This is a genomic window from Kutzneria sp. NPDC052558 (assembly GCF_044547355.1).
Taxonomy (GTDB): domain Bacteria; phylum Actinomycetota; class Actinomycetes; order Mycobacteriales; family Pseudonocardiaceae; genus Kutzneria.
In genome coordinates this window covers 188147-213497 of the sequence record NZ_JBIUAG010000005.1, presented here as the reverse complement: position 1 = coordinate 213497, position 25351 = coordinate 188147, and the positions used below count along the sequence as shown (strand labels likewise).

General features: G+C 71.1%; 20 protein-coding genes. 13 read left to right on the top strand and 7 right to left on the bottom strand.

Annotation, left to right across the window (positions count from 1 at the left end; translation table 11 throughout):
- The first annotated feature begins 55 nt into the window (after positions 1–55).
- Genes ACIG5F_RS11880 through ACIG5F_RS11870 form a run of 3 tightly spaced genes read left to right on the top strand, consistent with a single transcriptional unit; the run spans position 56 to position 2773 of the window.
- Complete coding sequence (locus ACIG5F_RS11880; protein ID WP_396517592.1) at positions 56–910, top strand: hypothetical protein; 855 nt, start codon at positions 56–58, stop codon at positions 908–910.
- Positions 907–1470: an NADPH-dependent FMN reductase gene (locus tag ACIG5F_RS11875; protein ID WP_396517591.1), complete on the top strand. Its 564-nt coding sequence runs from the start codon at positions 907–909 to the stop codon at positions 1468–1470. Before ACIG5F_RS11880 ends, ACIG5F_RS11875 begins: the two co-directional genes overlap by 4 nt.
- Before the next feature lie 28 nt (positions 1471–1498).
- On the top strand, positions 1499–2773 hold the full coding sequence (locus ACIG5F_RS11870) for an ABC transporter substrate-binding protein (protein ID WP_396517589.1): 1275 nt from the start codon (positions 1499–1501) through the stop codon (positions 2771–2773).
- A gap of 43 nt (positions 2774–2816) precedes the next feature.
- Here the strand turns inward: ACIG5F_RS11870 and ACIG5F_RS11865 are convergent, their stop codons facing one another.
- Both ACIG5F_RS11865 and ACIG5F_RS11860 read right to left on the bottom strand, forming a co-directional pair.
- A complete protein-coding gene (locus ACIG5F_RS11865) occupies positions 2817–4283 on the bottom strand; it encodes an aldehyde dehydrogenase family protein (protein WP_396517588.1) in 1467 nt (488 codons plus the stop codon).
- Between the two features lie 25 nt (positions 4284–4308).
- On the bottom strand, positions 4309–5136 hold the full coding sequence (locus tag ACIG5F_RS11860) for an HD domain-containing protein (RefSeq protein ID WP_396517587.1): 828 nt from the start codon (positions 5134–5136) through the stop codon (positions 4309–4311).
- A gap of 251 nt (positions 5137–5387) precedes the next feature.
- On the opposite strand from ACIG5F_RS11860, the gene ACIG5F_RS11855 reads away from it, so the two are divergent.
- The 3 genes from ACIG5F_RS11855 to ACIG5F_RS11845 are packed head-to-tail and all read left to right on the top strand — an operon-like array spanning position 5388 to position 8258.
- A complete protein-coding gene (locus ACIG5F_RS11855; protein ID WP_396517586.1) occupies positions 5388–6314 on the top strand; it encodes a fumarylacetoacetate hydrolase family protein in 927 nt (308 codons plus the stop codon).
- Between the two features lie 30 nt (positions 6315–6344).
- Positions 6345–6770, top strand: coding sequence for a heme-binding protein (locus ACIG5F_RS11850; protein WP_396517585.1), 426 nt, complete (start codon positions 6345–6347; stop codon positions 6768–6770).
- 51 nt (positions 6771–6821) lie between these two features.
- A complete protein-coding gene (locus ACIG5F_RS11845) occupies positions 6822–8258 on the top strand; it encodes an MFS transporter (RefSeq protein ID WP_396517584.1) in 1437 nt (478 codons plus the stop codon).
- Between the two features lie 6 nt (positions 8259–8264).
- On the opposite strand, the gene ACIG5F_RS11840 is transcribed toward ACIG5F_RS11845, so the two are convergent.
- A complete protein-coding gene (locus ACIG5F_RS11840) occupies positions 8265–8774 on the bottom strand; it encodes a DUF6790 family protein (protein ID WP_396517583.1) in 510 nt (169 codons plus the stop codon).
- 56 nt (positions 8775–8830) lie between these two features.
- On the opposite strand from ACIG5F_RS11840, the gene ACIG5F_RS11835 reads away from it, so the two are divergent.
- Positions 8831–9250 (top strand): MarR family winged helix-turn-helix transcriptional regulator, encoded by a 420-nt coding sequence (locus ACIG5F_RS11835; protein ID WP_396517582.1) that lies wholly within the window; start codon positions 8831–8833, stop codon positions 9248–9250.
- 34 nt (positions 9251–9284) lie between these two features.
- On the opposite strand, the gene ACIG5F_RS11830 is transcribed toward ACIG5F_RS11835, so the two are convergent.
- Complete coding sequence (locus tag ACIG5F_RS11830) at positions 9285–10976, bottom strand: alpha/beta fold hydrolase (protein WP_396517581.1); 1692 nt, start codon at positions 10974–10976, stop codon at positions 9285–9287.
- Positions 10977–11149: 173 nt separating this feature from the next.
- Here ACIG5F_RS11830 and ACIG5F_RS11825 point away from each other — a divergent pair, with 173 nt between their 5' ends.
- The 4 genes from ACIG5F_RS11825 (at position 11150) to ACIG5F_RS11810 (ending at position 18279) form a co-directional block, all read left to right on the top strand.
- Positions 11150–12145 (top strand): LacI family DNA-binding transcriptional regulator, encoded by a 996-nt coding sequence (locus ACIG5F_RS11825; RefSeq protein WP_396517580.1) that lies wholly within the window; start codon positions 11150–11152, stop codon positions 12143–12145.
- A 111-nt stretch (positions 12146–12256) separates the two neighbouring features.
- Positions 12257–14284 carry a glutaminase domain-containing protein gene (locus ACIG5F_RS11820; RefSeq protein WP_396517578.1) on the top strand — a complete coding sequence of 676 codons (2028 nt, stop codon included), beginning with the start codon at positions 12257–12259 and terminating at the stop codon, positions 14282–14284.
- A 1-nt stretch (position 14285) separates the two neighbouring features.
- Positions 14286–16739: an MGH1-like glycoside hydrolase domain-containing protein gene (locus ACIG5F_RS11815; RefSeq protein ID WP_396517577.1), complete on the top strand. Its 2454-nt coding sequence runs from the start codon at positions 14286–14288 to the stop codon at positions 16737–16739.
- Between the two features lie 16 nt (positions 16740–16755).
- Positions 16756–18279, top strand: a complete 1524-nt coding sequence (locus ACIG5F_RS11810) for an alpha-L-arabinofuranosidase B (protein WP_396517576.1) — start codon at positions 16756–16758, stop codon at positions 18277–18279.
- 60 nt (positions 18280–18339) lie between these two features.
- Here ACIG5F_RS11810 and ACIG5F_RS11805 read toward each other — a convergent pair whose 3' ends face one another.
- Together ACIG5F_RS11805 and ACIG5F_RS11800 are read right to left on the bottom strand one after the other, a co-directional pair.
- Positions 18340–19713 carry a polysaccharide lyase 6 family protein gene (locus ACIG5F_RS11805; protein WP_396517575.1) on the bottom strand — a complete coding sequence of 458 codons (1374 nt, stop codon included), beginning with the start codon at positions 19711–19713 and terminating at the stop codon, positions 18340–18342.
- Positions 19714–19820: 107 nt separating this feature from the next.
- Positions 19821–22460, bottom strand: coding sequence for an ATP-binding protein (locus ACIG5F_RS11800; RefSeq protein WP_396517574.1), 2640 nt, complete (start codon positions 22458–22460; stop codon positions 19821–19823).
- A 235-nt stretch (positions 22461–22695) separates the two neighbouring features.
- Here ACIG5F_RS11800 and ACIG5F_RS11795 point away from each other — a divergent pair, with 235 nt between their 5' ends.
- Positions 22696–23157, top strand: a complete 462-nt coding sequence (locus ACIG5F_RS11795) for a VOC family protein (RefSeq protein ID WP_396517573.1) — start codon at positions 22696–22698, stop codon at positions 23155–23157.
- On the opposite strand, the gene ACIG5F_RS11790 is transcribed toward ACIG5F_RS11795, so the two are convergent.
- Entirely contained in the window at positions 23158–24633 is a 1476-nt protein-coding gene (locus tag ACIG5F_RS11790; RefSeq protein ID WP_396517572.1) for a carboxylesterase/lipase family protein, read from the bottom strand. It lies immediately after the preceding gene.
- An 86-nt stretch (positions 24634–24719) separates the two neighbouring features.
- On the opposite strand from ACIG5F_RS11790, the gene ACIG5F_RS11785 reads away from it, so the two are divergent.
- Positions 24720–25349 (top strand): TetR/AcrR family transcriptional regulator, encoded by a 630-nt coding sequence (locus ACIG5F_RS11785; RefSeq protein ID WP_396517571.1) that lies wholly within the window; start codon positions 24720–24722, stop codon positions 25347–25349.
- Positions 25350–25351: the final 2 nt, after the last annotated feature.

Sequence of the window (25351 nt, the reverse complement as noted above, 5' to 3'; positions counted from 1 at the left end):
CACAACCTACCAAGTAGGTAGCGTGGAGAGGACACCGAGACGAGGAGGACGCCCGATGAAGATCGAGCCCTACGACGAGAACGCGTACAAGATGGACCACCCGCGGGGCACCGTGGCCTTCAACTACCTGCTGATGGGCGGCGAGCCCGAGAAGCTGGAGAACTTCCGCTACATCCTGGGCCGCCAGGAGGGCGACTTCCACATGCCCCGCCACCGCCACACCTTCGAGCAGATCCGACTCCCGCTGGTCGGCGACATGAACCTCGGCGAGCAGGGCATCCTGCGCGAAGGGGAGATCGGCTACTTCCCCGAGGGCCAGACCTACGGCCCCCAGGACGACCCGCTCACCGACCCCAAGCAACTCCAGCTGGTGCTCCAGTTCGGCGGCGCGTCGGGCCTGGGCATGCGCGCCGGCCGAGGTCGCGGGCCCGAGGCCAGGCGCGACGGCGTGGCGGTGAAGCAGCCGGCGCGCGACGTGATCTTCCCCCGGCCCCGCTACCAGAGCGTGCTGATCATGGATCCGGAGCGCTTCAACTACCTGCCGCTGCCCGGGGCGCCCGGCGTGCAGCGCAAGTACTTCGGCTCCTTCACCGAGCGCGCCTTCTGGATCGAGTTCATCAAGGTCGACGCCGGCGTCTGCTGGACGTCCACGGTGCACGAGGGCCGGCGGCTGATGGTCGTGCTGTCGGGCGGGGGCTCGGTCGGCGAGACGAAGATCGGCCCGCTGGCCGCGCTGCAGGTGGAGCCGGGCGAGACCCTGCACCTGGCCGCCACCGAGGAAACCGTGCTGTACGACGTCGGCCTGCCGCCCGTGCTGCTGCCGGACGTGCCCTCGGACCAGTTCGACACCGTCACCAGCGACGGCGCGATCGAGTTCGAACGCCCCCGCCGGGCGGGAGCGTCCCGGTGAGCCAGCCCCGTCTCCAGATCATCGTCGGCAGCACGCGGCCCGGCCGCCGGGGCTCGCCGGTCGGCCGCTGGTTCCACGACCTGGCCGTCCGGCACGACCGCTTCGACGTGGAGCTGATCGAGCTGGCCGAGGTCGGCCTCCCGCTGCTGGACGAGCCGCACCCGGCCAGCAGCGGGCAGTACGTCCACGAGCACACCCGGCGGTGGAGCGAGACGATCGCCGCCGGGGACGCCTACGTGTTCGTCGTGCCCGAGCACAACCACAGCTACAACGCGGCCACCAAGAACGCGCTGGACTTCCTCAGCGCGGAATGGCAGCGCAAGCCCATCGGCTTTGTCAGCTACGGCGCGGTCTCCGGCGGCGCCCGCGCCACCCAGGCGCTCACGCCAGTGGTCGTCGCCCTCGGCCTGCGGCCGCTGTCCCGGGCCGTGCACATCCCGCTGGTCAACCGTTTGGTGGCCGAGGACGGCACGCTGCGCGCGGACCAGCGGCTCACCGGCGGCGCGCTCACCCTGCTCGACGACCTGGTCCAGGTGACCAGCAGCCCGGCGGTGGTCTGAGACGCAGCCGACCAACGGAAGGACCGTCATGACCCAGATGCTTTCCCGCCGCGGCGTGCTCCAGGGCGCCGCGGCGCTGTTCGGCCTGGCGGCGGTGGGTTCCGCCGCCCCCGCCCAGGCCGCCGGGACCACGCTCAAGGTGCTGGTCAACACGCCGCACCTGCCGGCGTTCACCACCGTGCTGGCCCCGGCCTGGGCGCAGCTGACCGGCGGCACGCTGGAGGCGACCGCCACCGACTACACCCAGCTGACCGACGCGATGATCGACGACGTGCGCGGCGACGGCGAGTACGACCTGTTCGACTACTTCTACTACGGGCTGGGCGAACTGGTGCAAGCCGGGGCGCTGGTCGACCTGACCGACTGGATCGGCGGTCAGCCCGACCTCGACACCCATGACTTCCTGCCGTCCATCTACGACGCCTACACCCTCTACAATGGACGGCGCTACGGCCTGCCCTACGACGGCGACCAGCATCTCGTCTTCTACAACACGAAGATCCTCGACGCCTACGGCCTACGCCCGCCGACCACGTGGGACGAGTACGACGCCGCCGCCAGGACGATCGCCGCCGGCGGCGTCTACTACGGCGCGATCGTGCAGGGCCAGCCCGATCCGCTGGTGCTGGGCCCGGCCTTCGTCAACCGGCTCGTCGGCTACGGCGGCACGCTCGTGGACGGCGCCGGCCGGCCGACGCTGACCAGCGACGCGGCGATCGCCGCGGCCCAGCACCTCGTCGACATCGCCCCGTACGCGATGCCCACGCCCACCCAGGTCGGTTTCGACACCGGGACCGCCGCGTTCCTGAGCGGCCAAGGGGCGCTGATCGAGACCTGGACCGGCATGGCCCAGCGGGCCGCCGACCCGACGCTGTCGAAGATCGTCGGCAACTGGGGCGCCGCCGCGCTGCCGCTGGGCGGCGGCAACCGGGTCCGCCGCACCCCGCTCAACTCCGGCTACGGACTGGGCGTGTCGACGGCGTCCAAGAACAAGGCGGCCGCGCTGTCGTTCGTCAAGTGGGCCACCAGTTCCGCCGAAATGCTGGTGGAGACGACCTCGCCGGACAGCGCCATCGACCCGAACCGGTCGAGCGTGCTGCATTCCGCCGCCTACGCCGCCGCGACGCCGGCGGCGGTCGACCTGATCCGGGCCGGTCTCGACGGCACTCCCCTGGTCTGGCCCAAGGGCCCCGACACGACCAGCAACCTCCAAGCCCTGGTCGACCAGCTCGCCCTGGCCATCGAGGGCCAGCAGGACGTCCGGACGGCGTTGCGCAACGCCCAGGCCGCCTGGCGGCCGTAGCCGGTTGGAGCGCCGGGAAGCGGTTCGCTTCCCGGCGCCCGGCTCAGATCCGGAACTTGCCGCCGACATGGCGGCTGGCGACGGTGATCCACCGGGTGTCGGAAAACGACTCCAGCGACCAGCGACCGCCGAACCGCCCGTAGCCCGAGGCCTTGACGCCGCCGAACGGCGCCTGCGGCTCGTCGCCGAGGGTCTGGTCGTTGACGTGCACGATGCCGGTCCGCAGCCGCTGCGCGATGTGCAGCCCGTGCGTGGCGTTCTCGGTGATGACGCCGGCGGTCAGGCCGTACTCGGTGTCGTTGGCCTTGGCCACGGCCTCGTCGTCGGTGGCGAAGGTGTCGATGGCGCACACCGGCCCGAAGGTCTCGCCGTGGAAGAGCTGGGCCGGCCGGGGCAGGTCGGCGAGCACGGTGACCGGGTGGATGGACCCGTCGGGCTCGCCGCCGCCGGCCAGCACGGTCGCCCCGGCGGCCACGGCGTCGGCGACCAGGCGGGAAACCCGTTGCGCGGCCGCGGGATTCACCATCGGCCCGACCTTGACGCCGGGGTCCTCCGGCGTGCCGGTGGTCAGCGTGGCCACCTTGGCCAGGAACTTCTCGGTGAACTCCCGCGCCCGCGACTCGTGCACCAGGATCCGGTCGCAGGACATGCAGACCTGGCCGGAGTTGGAGAAGGCGGCGAAGGCGGTCGCGGCCACGGCGTAGTCCAGGTCGGCGTCGGCCAGCACGATGACCGAGTTCTTGCCGCCCAGCTCCAGCACCGCCGGCTTCAGGTGGCGCCCGGCCGACGCCGCGATGACCCGGCCGACCTGGGACGAGCCGGTGAAGTTCACCGCCCGCACCCGCTCGTCGGCGATCAGCGACTCGACGATCGCCGGGGCGTCGGCCGGATCGTTGGTGATCACGTTGAGCACGCCGTCGGGCAGGCCGGCGTCGCGCAGCACGTCGGCGACGAACAGCCCCGACATCAGCGGCGCCTCCTCGCTCGGCTTGAGCACCACGGTGTTTCCCGCCGCCAGCGGCGCGGCCGCCGCCCGCACGCCCAGGATCAGCGGCGCGTTCCACGGCGCGAGCGCGGCCACCACGCCCATCGGGGTCCGCACCGCCATGCTGAGCGTCCCGGCCTCCGAGCTGGTCAGCACCTCTCCCCGCGGGGCCGTGACGCCGGCGGCCAGCTCCCGCAGGATGTCCGCCGCCATGGCCACGTTGAACCGCGCATTCGCTTTCAGCGCACCGGTTTCGGCCGCCATCAGGGCCACGGCCTCGTCGCCGCGCCGCTGGAGCTCGTCGGCCGCCGTGGTGAGGATCAGCCGGCGGGCCCGTGGATCCAGCTCGGCCCACGCCTCGAACTGCGCCTGGGCCGCGTCCACCGCCGAGGTCACGTCCCGCACCTCGGCGGCCGCCACGGTGGCGACGACCTCGCCGGTCCAGGGGCTGGTGTCGGGGGTGGTGCGGCCCCCGGCCGCGGGGGTGCTCTTGCCGCCGATCAGCAGTTCCCGAGCGATGGTCATGAGATCTCCTTGTCGGTTGGCCGGCTCACAGGAAGTTGTTCGGCCAGATCATGGTTCGCCACATGTGCGCGACCGGGGAGCCGTCGAAGCCCAGCCCCTCGGGTGGCTGCTTAAAGTTGCGGCCGATGACGTCCTCGAACTCCTCCAGCTCCACGTGGACGTTCGGGTCGAAGGAGTAGACGTCGTTGACCGTGAGCAGCCGGGCGGTCATGTACCAGCGGTGCTTGCGCGCCTGCTCGTGCTCACGCCGGATGTACCCGGGCGGCCGGTAGTCCTCGCCGAAGATCCGGATGTAGGCCTCGGGATAGGTGTAGCCGACCGACTCGTCGGCGTAGAACCGCAGCGCCTCGTGCTTCTCGATCGCCCAGGCCACTTCCTCGCTGACGTAGGGCCGGACCAGCTGCGCGCCCCAGTAGCCGTGGTCGGCGCGGATCAGGCCGCCGACGGCGATGTCGTGCAGCAGCGCCGCCATGATCACGTTCTCGTCCATGCCGTTGAGCCGGGCCAGCCGCGCGCTCTGCAACAGGTGCATGATGTCCTTGCGGTGCAGGCGAAGCCGGAAGAAGTCGGCGAGCGTGGGCTTGTCCGGCATCTTGGGCAGGTCGGGGTTGTCCCCCATCATCGCCAGCGCGCCGGGGGTCCGGGCCAGGTCGGACAGGGCATCGCGCTGGCCGGCCGCCGGCGTGCCCATCAGGGCGATGCTGGGCGGCATCATGATCCGACGCCGCTGGTCGACGGCGTCGTCGAGCGGCTCCCGGATCCAGTTGGTCAGGCCGGCTTCGCGCAGCGCGGAGGGCAGCTCGTGCACGGGCACCTGCTGCGAGGGCGCCTGCGCCGGAACGGATTCTGTCATGGCTCGCCATCCCATCGACGCGTGGTAACACTCCGCCAACCAGGCTACCTACTTGGTAGGTTCTGTCAATCGAGGTCGGCGGCTCACAGCGTCCTCCCAGGCCGCTCCACCTTGTCTCTCAACCTACTAAGTAGGTAACGTGGTGAAGCAGAGCACACCACACAGGGAGGCCGGCGATGACAAACGCGGACACGATGCAGACCCCGCGCCTGAACCCGCGCACGCGGGCCACCGGCTGACCGGCGGTCGCGGTGAAGATCGCCGTGCGGCGGACCTATCTCGGCGACCGGCTGTGCTTTCCCGAGATCGTCCCCGGCCTGCTCGTCGACATCCAGGCCATCCACGCCCACCAGCTGACCGCGGGCGGGGCGCACCGGGAGGACGCGATCGCCCGGTCCCAGCGGGAGATCGCCCCCGACCTGCCCGCCCTGTTGCAGGCCGACCCCGGCCTCACCACGGTCCGCAAGGCGCACGAGCACGCGATGGCCGCCGCCGAGCTCGGCGACCTGCCGGTGGACTGCCTGTGGTCGGCCGAACCCGGCGCGCTGGGCCCGCCGATCGGCCGGCCGGGCACGGTGTGGGGCATGACCGGGAACTACCCCCGCACCCGGTCCGGGCCGGTCGAGAAACCGCCCAACCCCACCGGCTTCCTGAAGGCGGCGGGCTCGCTGGCCGGCCCGCACGACGACGTCCGCTATCCCTCGGTCAGCCGGCGGGTCGACCCGGAGCTGGAGCTGGGCGTGGTGATCGGCCGCCGCGCCCGGCGGCTGAGCCCGGACAGCGCGATGCGCGCGGTGGCCGGCTACGTCGCCTTCGTCGACATCTCCGCCCGGGACATCGCCGAGCTGGACAACCGGAAGATGGACCGGGGCAAGGGATTCGACACCTTCGGCGTGGTCGGCCCCTGGTTCGTCACCGCCGACGAGATCCCCGACCCGCACCGGCTGCGCATCCGGTTCTCGGTCAACGGCGAGCTGCGCCAGGACGGCTCGACGGCCGAGATGTTCCACTCCGTGCCCGCGCAGCTGGCCTGGCTGACCTCCGCGCTCACCCTCGCCCCCGGGGACGTGCTGTCCACCGGCACCCCGCCCGGCGTCAGCAGCATCCGGCCGGGCGACACGCTGCGGGGCGAGATCGAGGGCCTCGGTGTCATCGCCAGTTCCGTGATCGCCGACTGAGTCATCCCACCCAGAAGGGAAACCACCACCATGTTGTCGTTGAACCAGGCCACCGAGATCGTCGACGCCGCGCTGAGCAAGGCGCGGGAGCTCGACCTGCGGCCGCTGACCGTCACCGTGCTCGACCCGGGCGGCCACCCCGTCGTGGTCAAGCGCGAGGACGGCGCCGGGATCCTGCGCCCGCAGATCGCCCACGCCAAGGCCTGGGGCTGCCTCGGCACCGGCCAGGGCGGCGCGGCCGGGGCCCGGCACGCCACCCGCGACCCGGCGTTCTTCGCCGCGCTGGCCGCGATCTCCGAGGGCCGCATCGCCTCGTCCCGCGGCGGCCTGCTGATCCGGGACGCCGACGGGGCCCTGCTGGGCGCGATCGGGGTCAGCGGCGACCGCCCTGAGCACGACGAGACGGTCGCCGTCGCCGGGGTGGAGAAGGCGGGGCTCGTCGCCGACGCGGGCTGACCAGAGGCATTCCGTCACGAATCCGACGCCGCATTCGATGTGAGGAATCCTGTGAGCGACACCGCCCCCGCCCGGCGCCGGCCGTCCCTGGTGATCTGCCTGGCCGCCAGCTTCATGACGCTGTTCGACGTGAGCGCGGTGACCATCGCGCTGCCCTCGATGGAACCCGCCCTCCGGCTCACCCCGGCCGAGGTCACCTGGGCGGTCGCCGGCTACGCGCTGGCCTTCGGCCTGACCCTGGTGCCGGCCGGCCGGCTGGGCGACGAGCACGGCCGCCGCCGGCTGTTCCTGATCGGCCTGGCGCTGTTCGCGGCGACCGGGGTGATCTGTGGCGCGGCGCCGAACGCGCTGGTCCTGATCATCGGCCGGCTGCTGCGTGGCGTCTCGGCCGGCATCCTCGCCCCGCAGGTGATCGGCCTGCTGCAACAGATGTATCCCCGCCGCACGCGGGGCCGGGCGTTCGGCTACTACGGCGCGACGACCGGCCTGTCCACCGCCGCCGGCCCGCTGCTGGGCGGGGTGATCCTCCAGGCCTTCGGACCGGCCGACGGCTGGCGCTGGGTCTTCTACCTCACGATCCCGGTCGTGCTGGCGGCACTGGTGATCGGCCTCAGGGTGCTGCCGGCCGACCGGCCCGGGCGGGCGCACCGACTCGACCTGGTCGGCGTGCTGCTGCTCGGCCTGGGCGTGCTGGCCGTCATGCTGCCGATGTTGCAGGCGACCGGCCCGAACTCCCGGCCGCAGTTCTGGCTGCTCGGCGTGGGGGCCGTGCTGGTGGCGCTGTTCGTGCTCTGGGAACGCAGACTCGGGTCGCGTGACGTGAAACCGTTGGTGCACCTGAAGGTCCTGCGCATCCGCAGCTACGCCGTCGGCACCGCCACCGCCACCGCGTTCTATACCGGCTTCACCAGCATCTTCCTGGTGCTCAGCCTGTTTCTCCAGCAGGGCCTGGAGTACACGCCGCTGCGGGCCGCACTGTCCACAATGGTCTTCACCCTGGTCTCCGCCGTCGCCGCCGTGGTCAGCGGCCGGCTGGTGCACCGGGTCGGCCGGCCGCTGGTGGTGGCGGGTAGCGGGCTGGCGACAGTCGGTCTGGTCTGGACGGCGCTGGTGGCGGACAATTCCACCGCGGCGGACGCCCCGCTGGTCCTGGCCGTGCCGCTGGCCGTCGCCGGCGTGGGCTGCGGCCTGGTCATCTCGGCCAACCAGACGCTCACCCTCGTCGACATCACCCAGGCCACCGCCGGGGTCGCGGCCGGCGTGTACGAGACGGGCGTGCGCATCGGCACCGCGCTAGGCACCGCTATCGCCAGCGCGCTGTTCTTCGGCACCCTGGCCGGCGCGCCCGGCGACTACCACGCCGCGATCGCCGTCGGCCTGACCAGCCCCGCTGTCATGGTCGGCGTCGCTTTCCTGATCGGGCTGGTGGACCTGCTGCGCCCGGCGCCGGCCGCGTCCACTGTGGAGCATGTGGAGGTTGCCGGCTAACGGTGATCACACGAGGACCGGCGCCTGCCGCGTCGAGCGGACGGCCAGGGCGATCATCACGGCCGGGAAGAGCAGGTCGCAGACCAGGACGCCGCCGGTGTTGCCGGGGGCGTGGTCACCGGCGGCGAACCACTGGTAGACGTGGCCGATGAACGCGCCCCACAGGAACATGCCGGCGCCGAGGCCGACGGTGATGCGCTCACGGGCGGTGGCCTTGGCCGAGGCGGCACGGAAGCCCATGACCGCGAGTCCGAGGTTGGCGAAGGCGATCTCGAACTCGAACGGGCTGCGGGTGAAGCCGATGGTCTCGGCCATCACCTCCGGTGCGCCGAGGAAGGCGAAGACCATCCACAGGCTGCCGCAGCCCAGGGCGGCCACGGCCCACCAGCGCTGCCAGGTCTCCAGCGCCGCCGCGCGGGACGGGCTGCGCCGGGTGCGGATGGCGGCGCCGATGACCGCGATCAGGATCCAGACCAGCGGAAAGGAGGTCTCGAGAAGGTACGTCGTCGTGTCCATGGACCGAATCTTGCATGGTTAATATTAACTAGTCAACACTCTGATACGATCGACCCGTGGACGACGGGCTTCCTGACTTGTTGCATCGTGTGGTGTTCCTGCTCGCCGAGGCCGCGCGGCGGCGCGGCGCCGACCCCGGCGGCCTCACCTACAGCCAGATGAGGCTGCTGGGCACGCTGGAGGACATCGAGCCGACGACCCAGCACCGGCTGGCCGAGGCGATGTCGGTGTCCGACCCGGCGATCAGCCGCGCGCTGCGCCCGCTGGAGGCCGAGGGTTTGGTGGAGGTCCGCCAGGATCCCGAGCACGCCCGGCGGCGGCTGGTCACCCTCACCGAGGCCGGACGCAAAGCGTTCCACAGCAACGGGAAACCGCTCTACGAGCAGCTGCGGACCCACCTCGTCGACGCCGGCTTCCCGTACGACCAGTACCTGCGCGACACCGAACGGCTGGCCCAACTCCTGGAACCGTCCTGACGCACGCCGGGGCGGCGCGCGTCAGGACTCGGTGTCACCGCAGGGAATTCGTCTTGCTGATGAAGTCCTGCGCCCGGTCGCGCAGCGCCGACGGGGCGGCCTGCGGGGCGAAGGAGCGGGCGCCGGACGGCGGCGTCTTCACCGGACCCGGGACCGGGAAGACCTGGGACTCGCCGATCAGCGGCACGCCCGGGCAGACACTGCTGCCGGGGCGTGAGTTCTGCAACAGGAAGACGTTCACCATGCCGTCGACGCAGGGGTTGGCCGTGAGGGCGTACTGCCCGTGGTACGGCGAGTCGTCGACGGAGACCAGGCTGACGCCGGGCGCGGCGGCGACGGCCGCGTGGGCCTGGTCGTAGCCGGTCTGCGGGTCGAACTCCCCTTGCACGACAAGGATGTTCTTGGCCACCGAGGCCGGCAGGTTGGGCAGGGTCTGGCGCGGCGCGTCCGACCACGGGCCGCACACCTCGCCGAGGCCGTAGGCCCAGCCGTACAACGGGTTCTTCGGCCCCTGCTGGTCGCTGAGCGACTTGTACCAGGCGACGGACTTGGTCGGCTGGTCGCCGCAGGCCACGGCGAACCGCACGTCCTCCACGGCGGCGTAGTCGGGCGTGACGGCCGCCTTCACGTCGGCCGCGGTCAGCGTGGCCACCGGCTTGCCGAACCGGGTGTCCAATTGGGACTGAAGGTCGGCCGGCGCGGTGGCGTTGCCGCCCAAGGCCTTCACCCCGGCCTCGAAGATCGCGGTGGCGTTGAGCCACCCGAACTTGCTGCCCATGCCGACCCAGACGCCGTTGTAGCGGTCCGGGGCGATGCCCTGCGACTTGTAGTAGTCGCGGACCTGCTCCCACTTCTGCTTGACCGCGGCCGGCGTGGCCCCGAAGACGTCCGGCGCGGTGCGGGTCAGCCACGGCACGTACACGTCGTCGAACTGCCGCTGGTCGATGATCGGGAAGTCCTCGAAGTCGGCTTGCAGCCGGCCCTGCCAGTTCACGCTGGAGTCCAGCACGATCTTGCCGGCGCTGCCCGGGAACAGCGAGGCGTACTTCGCGCCCAGCCACGAGCCGTAGGAGTAGCCGAGGTAGTTCAGCTTGGCCTGCCCCAGCAGCTGCCGGATCAGCTCCATGTCGTGGGCTGTCTGCCAGGTGGTCAGGAACGGCGACTCGGCCACGCTCTGGCACGCCTCGGCGATCGCCCGCGGCGTCTTCTGGTGGTCGGCGATGCTGGCGGCCGAGCGGTCACGGGCGTCCAGCAGGCCCTGCGGGATCCGGCCGAGCGGCACCTGGCACAGCACCGGGTCGCCGCCGTCGGCCGTGCTCACACCCTCGTGGCCGGTGCCGCGAGGGTCCATGCCGACGAAGTCGTAGCGGGCGCTGACGGTCGGCTCCAGCCCGGCCAGCGCGCCGGCGATCGAGGAGCCCTGGCCGCCGGGACCGCCCGGGTTGACCAGGATCGCCCCCAGCGACTGGCCGCCGGCCGGCACCCGGCTGATCGACACCTTCAGGTCCACGCCGCCGTCCGGCGCCGCCCAGTCGCGCGGGACCGTCACCATCGCGCACTGCATCGGGCGCGGCGCGCCGGAGTCGGGGAAGGGGCACGCCCCCCAGGTGAGCTGCTGGTTCTCGTAGCCGGCGAACGGATCCGGGGTCCCGGACGCGGCGGCCGGCAGCCCGATCGCGATCAGCGACGCACAGGTCAGCGACAAGGTCGCGGTTCGTAAGTTCACCGTTTCATGCTGGTTCGCGGCCCTGCCCCGGCACACCAGCCGACCGTCGGTCACCGGCCGGCAATTTGTCCGACCACGGTCTGAGACGCATCAGCCATAAGTAGGACGGCTGGCTCGGGAGCGCGCCCGGGATGGCGCTATCGTCGGCGGGGAAAGATCGGAGGACTGGGGACATGGCCGTGACGCTGAGGGACGTGGCCCGGTTGGCGGGCGTGTCGGTGAAAACGGCGTCCAACGTGGTCAACGGCTATTCGTTCGTGAAGCCGGAGAACCGCAGGCGGGTCGAGGAGGCGCTGGCCGCCACCGGGTACCGGCCGAACATCGGGGCCCGCAACCTGCGCCGGGGCCGCACCGGCTTCATCGCCCTGGTCGTGCCCGAGCTGGGCATCCCGTATTTCGGGGAGCTGGCCGGGCTGGTCATCACCGCCGGCCGCGAGCAGGGCTGGAACGTGCTGATCGAGCAGACCCAGGCCACCCGGGACGGGGAGCGCACGGTGCTGGAGGCGCTCGGCCCGCACCTGATCGACGCGGCGGTGATCAGCCCGGAGGCGCTGCACGCCCAGGACTTCGCCGACCTGGACCCGGGAGTGCCGCTGGTGATGATCGGCGAGCACTCGGTGGACGTGCGCATCGACCACGTGGCCATCGACAACGTGCTGGCGGCCCGGACCGCGGTCGGGCACCTGGTGGAGATCGGCCGTCGGCGCATCGCGGCCATCGGCGCGCACCCCTACCGCGGCACGGCGGCGTTGCGGCTGGCCGGATACCGCGAGGCGCTCGAAGAGGCCGGCTTGCCGGAGCTGGTCCGGCCGGCCCTGCACTACCACCGCCAGGACGGCGCGGCGGCCATGGCCGAGCTGCTGGACCTGCCGGAACCGCCGGACGCGGTGTTCTGCTTCAACGACCTGCTGGCGGTCGGTGCGCTGCGGGCCATCGCCGAGCGCGGCCTGCGGGTGCCGCAGGACATCGCGGTGGTGGGCTTCGACAACACCGAGGAGGGCGCGTACAGCCGGCCCTCGCTGACCAGCGTCGCCCCGGACAAGCTGGCCATCGCCCGGACCGCGATCGACCTGGTCCGGCAGCGGATCACCGAGCCGTCCGACGAGTTCGTGCCGCAGGACATCCAGACGCCGTTCACCCTGGCGATTCGGGAAAGCACCGCGGGCTGAGTTCACCGTCCCCTGTCCTGAACCGGACAGGCGCGTTTACAACGTTGTGCCAACGATGTAAAACCAGAGAGCCACGTGGTGTCCCTTCCCCTGCGAGTACGGGAGACCCCTGTGCCCATCGACCGACGCGACCTGTTCCGCTTCTCCGGCGCCGCCGGCCTCACCATGGCGGCGTCGTCCCTGCTGCCGGCCGCCGCCGAGGCCTCCCCCGCCAACCCTGGATTCCGCCCGCCGGCCACGCCGCTCGCGGTGCGGTCCCCCTATCTGAGCACCTGGCTGACCGGCGACTACCTGGCCGGCGAGTGGGCCGGGTTCTGGACCGGGCGGACGACCGCCATGACCGGCATCGCCCGGATCGACGGCGTGCCGCACCTGTTCCTGGGCGCGCCCGGCCTGTCCCGGGGCATGACCCAGACCGGCCTGACCGTCACGCCGACCCAGTCCCGATTCGTGTTGCGCGGCGGCGGCATCGAGCTCACCGTGATCTTCATGTCCCCCGTCGAGCCCGGCGACCTGCGGCGACAGTCGATGCCACTGTCGTACATCTCGATGCAGGCCCGCAGCCTCGACGGCAATGCGCACAAGGTCAGCCTGTACGTCGACATCAGCGCCGAGTGGGCCCACGGCGACTCCAACGCCATGGTGGGCTGGGACTCGTTGTCGGTCGGCGGCGTGCGGATGTTGTCGTTCACACCGTCGAACCCGGGCGTGCTGGCGGAGAACGGGGACATGGCGTCCTGGGGCACCGTCACCTGGAGCACCGCCGAGCGGCCCGGTCTGACCTGGCAGATCGGCCAGGACACCGCGGTCCGCGCGGCCGCTCCCCTGGCCGGGACCGCCGACACCGCCCAGCCACGGCGGATCAACGACCGGTGGCCGGTGCTGGGCCTCAACCTCGACCTCGGGTCCGTTCGCGGGGCCACGCAACCGTTTGTCGTCTCCGTCGGGCACGTCCGCACGCCGGCGGTGAGCTACCTCGGGACCCCATTGAGTCCATTGTGGACGTCGTACTGGCCGTCCTGGCCGGGCATGGTGGCCGAATTCCACGCCGACGCCGCCAAGGCGTTCACCCGGTCCGAGCGCTTGGACGACAAGGTGCTCGGGGACGCTCGGGCCGCCGGCGGCGAGAAGTACGCGGCCCTGTGCGCCCTGGCGCTGCGCCAGGCCTACGGCGGCACGGAACTGGTGGTCCGCGACGGCAAGCCGTGGGCGTTCCTCAAGGAGATCTCCAGCGACGGCAACGTCTCCACCATCGACGTGCTGTATCCGGCCATGCCGGTGTTCGCCTACCTCGACCCCCAGTACCTGCGGCTGCTGCTGGAACCGGTGCTGGACTACGCCGAGACCGGCGGCTGGCCCAATTCCTTCGCCGAGCACGACCTGGGTTCCAGCTATCCCAACGCCTCCGGGCACAACGACGGCAACGAGGAGGACATGCCGGTCGAGGAGTCGGCCAACATGCTCATCATGGCCGCGGCCGCCGGCGTCACCGGCCACCACGCGATCCTCAAGCAGTGGGCCGACTATCTCGTCGACAACGCCCTGGATCCCGGTTACCAGAACCAGACCGACGACTTCACCGGCTTCATCGCGCACAGCTCCAACCTGGCGCTGAAGGGCATCATCGCCATCGGAGCGATGGCCAGGCTGGCCCCGAACGCCGCCGATGCCGCCCACTACCAGGCCGTGGCTTCCGACTACATAGGACAGTGGCGGGTGAAGGCGACCGACACCACCGGCCAGCTCAAGCTCGCCTACGACCTGCCGGGATCGTGGAGCCTGAAGTACAACGGCTACGCCGACGCGCTGCTGGGCCTGAACCTCGTGCCGGCGGCGGTGACCGCCGAGGAGGGAGCCTGGTATCTGGCCAACCGCAACCAGTTCGGCTCCCCGCTCGACCTGCGGCACTCCTACACCAAGGCCGACTGGGCCCTGTGGACGGCGGCCTGGCAGCACGACCACCCCGCGGTCCGGGACGCGTTCATCAGCGATGTCTACGACTTCGTCACCACCAGCGCCAGTCGGGTCCCGTTCACCGACCTCTACGACACGATCTCCGCCCGACAGTCGGGTTTCCAGGCCCGTCCGGTGGTCGGCGGCATCTTCTCGCTGCTGGCCCTGCGAGCCGGGAGGCACTGACATGCGGCGGAGGTGGTGGGCCGCGGCGATGTCCGCGGCATTGCTGGCCGTCGCCGCGCCGACCGCCTCCGCCGTCGGCGGTCCGGCTGCGGCGACTTCCTTCCTCAACCACAGCGCCCTGCTCGGGCCGGTCGAGGACCCGGGCTGGTACGAGGCCAACATCCCGTTCCTGGACGTGCCCGACCAGCAGATCCAGTCCGTGTACTACTACCGGTGGCAGACCTACAAGGAGCATTTGGTCTACACCGGGCCGGAGTACGGCTGGCTGTCCAACGAGTTCCTCCAGCCGGTCAGCTACGGCGCCCCGTACGGCGGCGTGGTGGCGGCCGCCGGGCACCAGATCACCGAGGGCCGCTGGCTGCGGGACCAACAGTACACAAAGGACGATATCGACTACTGGCTCAACGGCCCGGGGCAGTTCCCCAAGCCCCGCACCGACGCCGTCAACCCGGACACCGGCGACTGGGCCCACGAGTACAGCTTCTGGGCCGCCAGCGCGGTGTGGCAGCAGTACCTCGCCGCCGGGGACGCCGGCTTCACCGCCGCCGAGAAGCAGGCGCTGATCCGGCAGTACGACGGCTGGGCCAACCACTTCGACAGCAGCCTGGGCCTGTACTGGCAGGTGCCGGTGTGGGACGCCACCGAGTTCTCGCCGTCCTCGTACGAGTCCAGCGACCCGTACCACGGCGGGGCCGGGTTCCGGCCGACGATCAACGCCTACCAGTACGGCGACGCCATGGCCATCGCCCAGATCGCCGCCCTGACCGGGGACACCGCCACAGCCTCGGACTTCACCGGCCGAGCCTCGGCGTTGAAGACCGCCATGCAGGCCCACCTGTGGGATCCCGCGCGGCAGTTCTTCTACGACATGCCCCGCGACAACAACCCTTCGCACGCGCTGCTCGACACGCGTGAGGAGATGGGCTTCGTGCCGTGGATGTTCGACATGCCGTCCACTTCGGACGCCTCGGCCTTCGCCCAGCTGAAGGACCCCAACGGTTTCGCGGCGCCCTACGGGCCGACGACCACCGAGCGGCGCAGCCAGTGGTTCATGCACGAGGCCGCCCAGTGCTGCCGCTGGGACGGGCCGCCGTGGCCGTACGAGACGTCGCAGACGCTGACCGGCGTGGCCAATCTGCTCGACGACTACCCGCCGCAGAACGTGCTGTCCGCCGCCGACTACGTGTCGATGCTGCACACCTACGCCGCCACGCAATACCGCAACGGGCAGCCGTACGTCGCCGAGGCCCACGATCCCGACCAGCCGACGTGGATCTACGACTCGTACAACCACAGCGAGGACTACAACCACTCCACCTTCAACGACAACGTGATCTCCGGCCTCATCGGCCTGCGCGGCCAGGCCGGCTCCACGCTGACGGTCAAGCCCCTCACACCGTCCACTTGGGACTACTTCGCGCTGGAGAACACCCCGTACCACGGGCACAACGTCACCGTCCTGTGGGACCGCACCGGTTCCCGCTACGGCCAGGGCGCCGGCCTGCACGTCTACGTCGACGGCCGCCTGACCGCGTCCTCGCCCGTGTTGGCCGCGGTGACCGTGCCGGTCGGGCCGGCGATCACCCAGTCCCCCGGCCCGACCGACCTCACCGCCAACGGCCAGCGCTTCTCCTATGGCCCGCAACCGTTTGCGTCCTACACCTCGCCGTACGACGACCCGTGGCGGGCCATCGACGGCATCGTCTACCGCACCGCCGTTCCCGAGAACAGCCGCTGGACCAGCTACGCCTCCCCCAACGCCAGCGACTACTTCGGCGTCGACTTCCAACGCAAGATATCGGTCAGCGACGTCCGCCTGTACCTCTACGACGACGGCGGCGGGGTCCGACTACCCACTTCCTACGATCTCCAATACGACACCGGCAATGGCTGGGTCACCGTCGCCGGGCAGACCAGGGTCGGCGATGAGATCACCTTTCCTTCGGTGAGCACCACGGGGTTGCGGGTGGTCGCGCCCAACCGGGGCGGCGGGGTCGGTTGGGGCCTCCAGGAGTTCGAGGTGCTGGGCCAACCCGTGTTCCACTTCGAGAACGTCAACAGCGGGCTCCTGATGGGCGTGTCAAGTATGTCCACATCAGACGGTGCCTCGGTGGTTCAGTTCCACGACAACGGCACCCGCGACCACCTCTGGCAACTCGTACCGACCGGCGGCGGCCAGTACAAGATCCAGAACCTCAACAGCGGCCTGCTGCTGGGCGTCGCCGGCATGTCCACGGCGGACAGTGCCCCGATCGTCCAGTTCCACGACAACGGGACCACCGACCACCTGTGGAGCCTGATCGACACCGGCGGCGGCCAGTTCCAGATCCGCAACGCCCACAGCGGCCTGCTGCTCGGCGTCGCGGGAATGTCCACATCAGACAGCGCAGCAGTGGTCCAGTTCCACAACAACGGGGCCGCCGACCATCTCTGGCGGCTGGCGCCGGCGAGCTGAACAGGAGACACCGCCCATGAAACGCTTGCGAACGATTTTCCTGTCCATCGGCGCGGTGCTGGCCGGCCTGTTCGTCGCCGTGGTCCCCGCGCAGGCCGCCACCTCGCAACCGTGCGACATCTACGGCTCGGCCGGCACCCCGTGCGTCGCCGCGCACAGCACCATCCGGGCCCTCTACGCCTCGTACAACGGCCCGCTGTACCAGGTGAAACGGGCCGACGGGGCGCTGCTCGACATCGGGCTGCTCAGCCCCGGCGGTATCGCCAACGCCGCCGCCCAGGATTCCTTCTGCCTCAACTCGACGTGCATCATCAACGAGATCTTCGACCAGTCGCCCCGGCACAACGACCTCACCATCGAAGGCGCGGGCGGGGCCGGCTCCGCCGATGTCGGCGCCCCGGCCAACGCCCTGCCGGTCAGCGTCGGCGGCCACACCGCGTACGGCGTCGAGATCTCCGCCGGCATGGGCTACCGCGACAACACCACCAGCGGCGTCGCCGTCAACGGCCAGCCCGAGGGCATGTACATGGTCGCCTCGGCCACGCACGTCAACGGTGGCTGCTGCTTCGACTACGGCAACGCCGAGACCAACAACCAGGACACCGGCAACGGCCACATGGACGCCGTCTACCTCGGGCTGCGCTGCGAGTTCGGCGGCTGCAACAGCTCCGGCGGGCCGTGGGTCGCCGCCGACCTGGAGAACGGGCTCTACCAGTCCAACACCGGCACCCAGGCCTCCGACCCCGGGCCCGGCATCATTCCCTTCGTCACCGCCATGCTGAACAACAACGGACAGAACCACTTCGCCCTGAAGCGCGGCAACTCCCAGACCGGCGGGCTCACCACCACCTACTCCGGCTCCGAGCCCACCGTGAAGAGCGGCTACTCCCCCATGCACCAGGAGGGCGCCATCGTCCTCGGCACCGGCGGCGATAACAGCAACGCCGACGTCGGCTCCTTCTTCGAGGGCGTCATGACCGCCGGCGTGCCCACCGACGCCGCCGACAACGCCGTGCAGGCCAACATCGTCGCCGCCGGCTACGGCGGCCCCAACGGCGTGCCCGGCGGCACCCTCACCCCCGGCTCCTCGATCTCCCTGCGCGCCACCACCGCCTGCTGCACCACCCGCTACATCCGCCACTCCGCCGGCGACGCCGTCACCTCTGTCATCACATCCACCAGCTCGGCGCTGGACAAGAATGACGCCACCTGGATCATCCGCCCCGGCCTGGCCAACAGCTCCTGCGTCTCCTTCGAGTCCAAGAACTACCCCGGCGACTACCTCCGGCACGCCAACTACCAGCTGCACCGCCAGCCCTTCGACGGCAGCTCCCTGATGGCCCAGGACGCCACCTTCTGCCCCGCCACCGGCAACATCGGCCAGTACACCTCTTTCCAGTCCTACAACTACCCCGGCTACTACCTGCGGCACTACAACGCCATCGTCTACATAGCACACAACGGCGGCAGCAACCCGTGGGACAACCCGGCCTTATGGGCCGACGACACCACCTGGCAGGTCAGCTCCCCCTGGGCATAGGACTCTCTCGGCAGCGGGACCGGCGGCGCGCCGAGCCTCGGTGCGCCGCCGGCGCCGTGCTCACGGGGCCTTGGGACCGACCTCGGCCGGGGTCAGAGGGTGGGCCGGGGTGGCCGAGTTGTACTGGTCCGCGCCGACATCCTTGGCCGACGGCCGGGTCTGCTGGTCGATGTCGAGGGTGACCTGGGGGAAGGAGCCGGTGGCGGCGCCGATGGCGGGGCTGGAAGCGCTGGGGCGCAGGAGGTTGTGGGCGTCGCGGACCAGCTTGGGGTCGGCGGTGCGGTAGGAGCCGGCGGGCAGGGAACCGGCGGCCGAGCCGGAGAGGATGTTGCCGGTGAAGTGCAGGGTCGCGCCGGTGCCCGTCGCCGCCGCGGTGCCGTGGCCGAGCAGGATGTTGTCGGCGAGGGTGTCGTCGGAGGGCGGGAACTTCTTGCTGCTCTCGTACCAGACGAGATTGTCGCTGCCGGACAGGGTGTTGAAGGCGACGACGCAGTGGTCGGACGCCTCGTGGTCGGTGCCGCTGGTGGTGTCGTCCCGGACCTCGCCGCCGCCGAACTCCATGGCCGGGCCGGAGGTGTCCTCGACCAGGTTGTTGACGATGACGTGGTTGTTGCCGAAGAAGCGGATCCCGGTGCTGCCGCCGATGAGGATGTTGCCCTCGACGCGGGTGTTCCAGCCGTGGCGCAGCGAAAGGGTGCCGCGGCTGTTGACGATGGTGTTGTAGCGCACGACGTTGTTGCTGGACTTGATGGAGATGGCCTCGGAGTCGCCGTCGGCCTTGTCGAACAGGTTGTTCTCGATCAGGCCGTCGGCCACGGCGTGCTGACGGCCGGAGAGGCCGAAGCGGATGGACTCGCCGCCGTTCGCCCCCTTGTACTGGTGGTTGTAGAAGTAGTTCTGGTGCACATGGACCCGTTGGGCCATGTCATGCGCGCCGGGACCGACAACCTGGAGGTAGACGCCCTGGGCGGTGCGGTTCTGAAAGGTGTTGTGGTCGACCTCGGTGTCATCGGCCTTCACGGAGAGGTCGGCGCCGCCGGTGTTGCCCTGGAACGTGTTGCGAGTGATCCGGTTGGCCTTGGCGTCGCCGGGCACGGTCAGGCCGCCGCCATCGGCGAAAGTGAAGCCCTGCACCACGATGTGCGAGGCGCCCGAGAGGTCGAAGCCGCCGGAGCCGGTGAAGGTCACGGGTCCGGCGGCGACGATGGTGATCGGGGCGGCCGCGGTGCCGGACCGTCCGATGTGGATGAGGCCGGCGGTGTGGACGCCGGAGGTGACCAGGACCCGGTCGCCGGGGTGAGCCTGGGCAAGGGCGGTGGAAAGCTGGGCTGGCGAAGCCACGAGGGTGCGGGGTGTGGCGGCGTCGGCGGCGACGCCGGGAAGGGCGAGCGCCCCGGCCAGGCCGGTGGCGATCAGTGCGTGAGCAAGCCTCATATCGGCGCTCCTGGTTGGGTTGCAGGGGTCCCAACGCGGCGGCGGATGTCAGACAACCATCGGAGGTCGGAGGAGTCAAGACGCGATCGGCAGCGGCGATCGGGCCATCACTCGTGCTGCTCACGCACCCAGGTCACCAGCGCGGCCCGGGAGGTGATGCCCAGCCGCCGATACCCGTTGCGCAGATGGGTTTCCACGGTCCGCTCGCTCAGGAACAGGCGGGCGGCGATGCCGGCGTTGGACAGGCCCTCGCCGACCAGCAGCGCGATCTCGGCCTCGCGCTTGGTCAGCGCGCCGAGTCCGGTCGAGCGGGCCAGCCGGCGGGCGCGGTCCAGCCACGGCGTGACGCCGGCCTGCTCGAAGACCGGCAGGCAGTCGGCGACGGAACCGCCGTGCCGCTCGGCGTGTTCCAGACGTGCCTGCGCGGCAAGGAGAGGAGCGCCCATGGCGGCCAGCCGGTCGGCGGCGGTGTCGAGTCCGTCGACCCGGTCGGCGCAGGCGTCGACGAGTTGGGCGGTCTGGCCGCCGGCCCGCAGCAGCCAGGTGATCTGCGCGGTCGTCTCGGTGTCGCCGGCGGCCACCGAGGCCAGGCCGGCGAACAGCACGCGGGCGCAGCCCAGCAACGGGTCCTCGAAAGCTCCGAGGTCTTCCAGCGGCGGGGCGTCCTGCGGTCGACCCCGGTGCAGGGCGATGGCCGTCGCCGCGAGGCCGGTCGCCTCGTCGAAGGCGAACTCCGGCTCGGCCAGCTCGGCCCGCGCCTCGCGCAGGGTCTGCTCGGCCTCGTCCAGCCGCCCCAGCTCGGCCAGGAGGAAAGCGGCAAACGTGAGCTGACGGGCAATCAGCCGGTGCAGTTCGACGACCCGGGCGTCGGCGATGGCGGCCCTGATCTCCGCCAGCGCACCCACCGGATCGCCGGCGAAGTACTGGACCATGGCCAGCGCGAACCGGGTCGAGGCCCGGGCCGCCGGGAACCGAGAGTCCTTGGCGGCGGCGAACTTCAGTCCGGCCGGCACGTCGCCGGTGAGCACACAGACCCCGGACAGGATCCGGCGCGCGCCGAAGTCGAGTTCGGGGGCGTCGAGCCCGCACCGCATGGCGTGCTCATGCGCGGCCTCCAACTCCTCGCGGGCCCGCGCGAAGTCCGCGTCCAGCACGGCGAGGTAGCCAAGTGACTGGCGGGCAACGGCCTGCGCCGCGTCGGAGGGATCCCGGCCGCACACGGCGGCCAGCTGCGAGGTGAGCTCCCGCATGTGCGCGAGATCGCGGTGCCGCACCGCCAACGCCCACTGAAGCAGCCCGACATAGTCGCCCTGGGTCGCCGCCAGCCGCATCCCGTCCGCGGCATGGCTTTCCGCCAGCGTGAAGTCGCCACGCTCGGATTCCAACGCCGCTAACAACATCAGGAACCGGGGCCGCCACTCGTCGTCGCCGCGCATGAGTCCCTCCGACCACGCCGCGGCGGCCCGCGCCGGCTGGCCGGCTTGTTGCTGGGCCAGGCCGAGATCACGCAGGATCGGCGGCCGCTGACCATCGTCGGCCCGCCGCAGCGCCACCTCCAGGTACTCCACCGCCTCGGCCGCGGCGAACACGTGCAACGCCCGCCGCCCCGCCGCCGCGAGCGCCTCAACTGCCCGACGGGCCGGGGCATGTTCGCCCGCACGCAGAAAATGCGGCGCTGCCACCAACACGTCATCCGGCGTCGCGAGGGCCACCGTGGCGTGCAGTCGGGCGCGCTCGTTCGCCGTCAGCTCCGCGTAGGCGACCTCGGCGTACAGCGGATGCGCGATCCGGTACCGCACCGAGGTCTCGGTCGCGATCTCCACCACCAGCGCCTGGCCGAGCAGCCGTCGCAGCACCGCGTCGAGATCGGCGTCCTCCCACCACGCCCGGCGCAGCATGCCCAGCCACCCGTCGTCGCCGGCCACCGCGATCAGCTCCAGCAGCCGCCGCTCCGGATCCCCCAGATGCAGCAACCGTTCCAGCACCACGTCCCGCACGATGTGCCACTGCGTCCGGGTTCCGCCCAGCGCGCTGATGAACAGCGGCACGCCCCGGGTCCTGGCCGTCACCTCCCCGACCTGCTCCGACGTGGGCCGCCGGCCCAGCAGATCGCCGAGCATCTCCGCCACCTCGCCGGCCGAGAGCGCCTCCAACGGCAGCTCGAGCCCGCCCGGCTGCCGCCGCACCCCGGCCGTCAGCTCCGCCACCGGGCTCCCCGGAATCGCCGTCCGGTGCGCGCCGAGCACCAGCAGCCGATGCCCCGCGGTGTCCCTACCCAGGTAGTGCAGCAACTCGATCGTGCCGCGATCCGCCCAGTGCAGGTCGTCCACGAACAACAGCGTCGGCGCCAGCCGTTCCATCAACCGGTGCACCGACTCGAACATCCGGGTCCGGGCCAACGCCGGGTCCACCGACGGCGACGGCTCCGGCAGCCCCGGATGCGGCACCAACCGCCCCAGGTCCGGCAATCCCGCCAATTCGGGCTCCGGCAGCGTGTCCAGGTGCCGCCGCAACGCCGACACGATCGGCGCGTACGCCAGCCCCGTCAGCAGCGGATCGGCCTGCCCCGCCAGCACCGTGAAGCCGCGCCCCCGCGCCACCGCCACCGTGTGCTCGCCCAACCGCGACTTCCCGATCCCCGCCTCGCCCGAGATCAGCACCATGCCCCCGCGACCGCGAGCCGCCGCGTCGACCGCGCTGGTCAGCACCGCGATCTCGGGCCGCCGCCCGACCAACGCCCCACCCATCAGCCGTCCCTCCCCGGTCTCCCCACAGACCAGTCTGCCCGAACGGCGCGACCTTTTTGTTCCCTTCGCTCACCCTGTCCGGGGTGTGGACGCCTCTTGTCAGGTGAATGCCGATCCGGTTGTCCGCTAACGGAACAGCCGACGATTCCACGGCCGCTTGTCGCGCGGTTCGTCCACAAAGGACGCATAGACGCCGGCGCCGCGCTTCTTGCCCGTCTCGGACATACTCGAAGGCATGACCGAGACCCCGTATGCCGGTCCGCCCCGCCCGCGGTGGACGCACGTCGCGCTGCCGGCGGCCGATGTCGACGTTTCCCTGGCCTGGTACACCGAGTTCACGCCGCTGGTGAAGGTGGCGGAGTTCGCCGACGACACCGGCCGGTCGCTGTGGCTGTCCAACGACGGCCAGGTGGTGGACCCGTTCGTGCTGGTGCTGGTGACCTTCCACGCCGAGGTGGGCAAGCGGCAGCCGCACCTGGCCCCGTTCGCCCACCTGGGCATCGAGGTGCCGCGGCGGGAGGACGTGGACGCGATCGCGGCCAAGGCGGAGGCGGCCGGCTGCCTGCGCATGCCGCCGGCCGACATCCCGTTTCCGGTCGGCTACGTCTGCATGATCACCGACCCGGACGGCAACAACCTGGAGTTCTCGCACCAGCAACAGGTGTACGACCGGGTGCGCCGCCGCTGGGGCGAATGATCAGCACAGGGCCCGCGGGTCGACCCCGTCCCAGGCAGCGCGGCGCACGGCCGGGATGCGGTCGGCCTTGATGGCCGGGGTGACGTCGAACGACAGCGTGGCCCGGTTCTCGCGGGTGACGGCCGGCCAGTGGGGCAGCGCGGAGGTCGACGGATCGCCGCTGCGGGCGAACGCCCCGAACGCGCCGACCATCTGGTCGGAGATGGCCTGGGCCACGGAATCCGACCGTGGCGAGCCGAAGGTGAAGGCAACGTCGGTGCTGTGCAGGGCGCCGTTGGGGCCGGCCCCGGCGTAGTCGAAGGTGTACTGCCAGACCCGTGATCCCACGCGGAGCAGCGCTTCGGCCAGCCAGATGGACGGCAGCTGCACGAAACCGCCGCCGAGCAGGTCGTACTTCGGGTCGCGGCCGGCGCTGGAAGTGTTGGTGTAGATGGAGAGCAGCCGATCCCAGTCGGCGACCTGCCGGATGTCGTACTCCAGCTGCGAAGGCCACTGCCCGACCCGCAGGTAGTCCCGGTCGCAGGTGCCGATCAGCACGTCCACGCCGTGGTTGAGCCGGTCGAGCGGGTGCCGGTCGAGCACCACGCCGTCGATCACCGGGTGGAACGGCTCCGACTTGACGTCGCTGGGCGCGTTCCCGATCGCGGCGGCGACGGCCAGCAGGTCCTTGGCCGGCACGTCGGTGAGCTGCGCGGAATCGTCGATTCCCAAGGCCTTCATGACCGTCGTGGTGGTGAAGCCGATGCCCTGCGGGCTGGCGGTCGGCCGCGCGCCTCCACTTTGGACAATCGCCCGGCGGAACAGGCCGCGCGCGGCCGGCGTGCCGAGCAGGATGCCGATGGACATGCCGCCGGCCGACTCCCCCATCACCGTGACGTTGCCGGGATCGCCGCCGAAGGCCGTGATGTTGTCCCGGACCCAGCGCAGCGCCTCGATCTGGTCGAGCAGCCCGGCGTTGCCGGAGCCGGGCCGGGCGGCCTGGTGCAGGTAGCCGAAGGCGTTGAGCCGGTAGTTGATCGTGACGAAGACGATGTCCTCGCGCCGCGCGTACACGCTGCCGTCGTACTGGCTGCCCGCGCCGGCGATGAAACCGCCGCCGGTGATCCAGACGATCACCGGCCGCCGGCCGGCCGCCGACGGCGACCAGATGTTCAGGAACAGGCAGTCCTCGTCCTGGACGCCCGTGGCCGACTGGCCCGAGAAGCCGACCTGCAACGGCTCGTCCGCGAAGGCGGTCGCGTCCCTGATGCCGGTCCACGGCCGGACCGGCCGCGGCGGCGCGAACCGGTGCGGGCCGGTCGGGGCCTCGGCGAAGCGGACGCCCTTGAAGATGTCGATGTCGCCGTCGCGGACGCCGCGCAGGCGCCCCTGCCTGGTGCAGACCACGGTCGTCGAGCCCCCCGACGGCTTGACCAGCACCCCGCCGGCCATGGCCACGCTGCCGAGCCGGAGGGCGCGCCTGCGGTTCACCTGCATGAATTCGACCGTAGCACAAAAACCGAGTTTCCACTCGGTTTTGGCGGCGAGGGTAAAATCCGCTGGTCCCGACCGTGAGGAGCCCCGTGGCCGACGATCAGGCGCGGCGCCCCCGGGGCCCGCGCGGCAACTACGCCAAGACCGCCGCCCGGCGACAGGCGATCATCGACGCGGCCACCGAGGTGTTCGGCGAGTCCGGCTACCGGGCCGGTTCGATGCGGGAGATCGCCGACCGCTGCGGGCTGAGCGAGGCCGGCCTGCTGCACCACTTCCCCACCAAGGCGGTGCTGCTGGAGAACGTGCTCAGCCTGGGCGGCGAGCTCGACGCGCACATCCGCGACCACCCGCCGGAGAGCGGCATCTTGCTGCTGCGGGGAATGGTCGCGCTGGCCCGGCGCAACGTCGCCGTGCCGGGCCGGATGGAGATGATCACCACCTTGATCGCGGAGGCGCAGCGCCCGGATCATCCGGCGCACCAGTACTTCCGGGACCGGCTGCGCATGATCGCCGACCACTTCGGCATCGCGTTCGCGCGGATCGCCGCCGACGGCCTGCTGCGTGACGACCTGACGGCCGAGCAGGCGGCCCGCATCGCGATGAGCGCGATGCTCGGCCTGGAACGGCTGGCCACGGCCGAGTGGGCCGACTTCGACCACGCCGACGAGCTGCGCCGGACGTTCGGGCTGTTACTGAAATCCGGCACGCTGCCGGACTGACG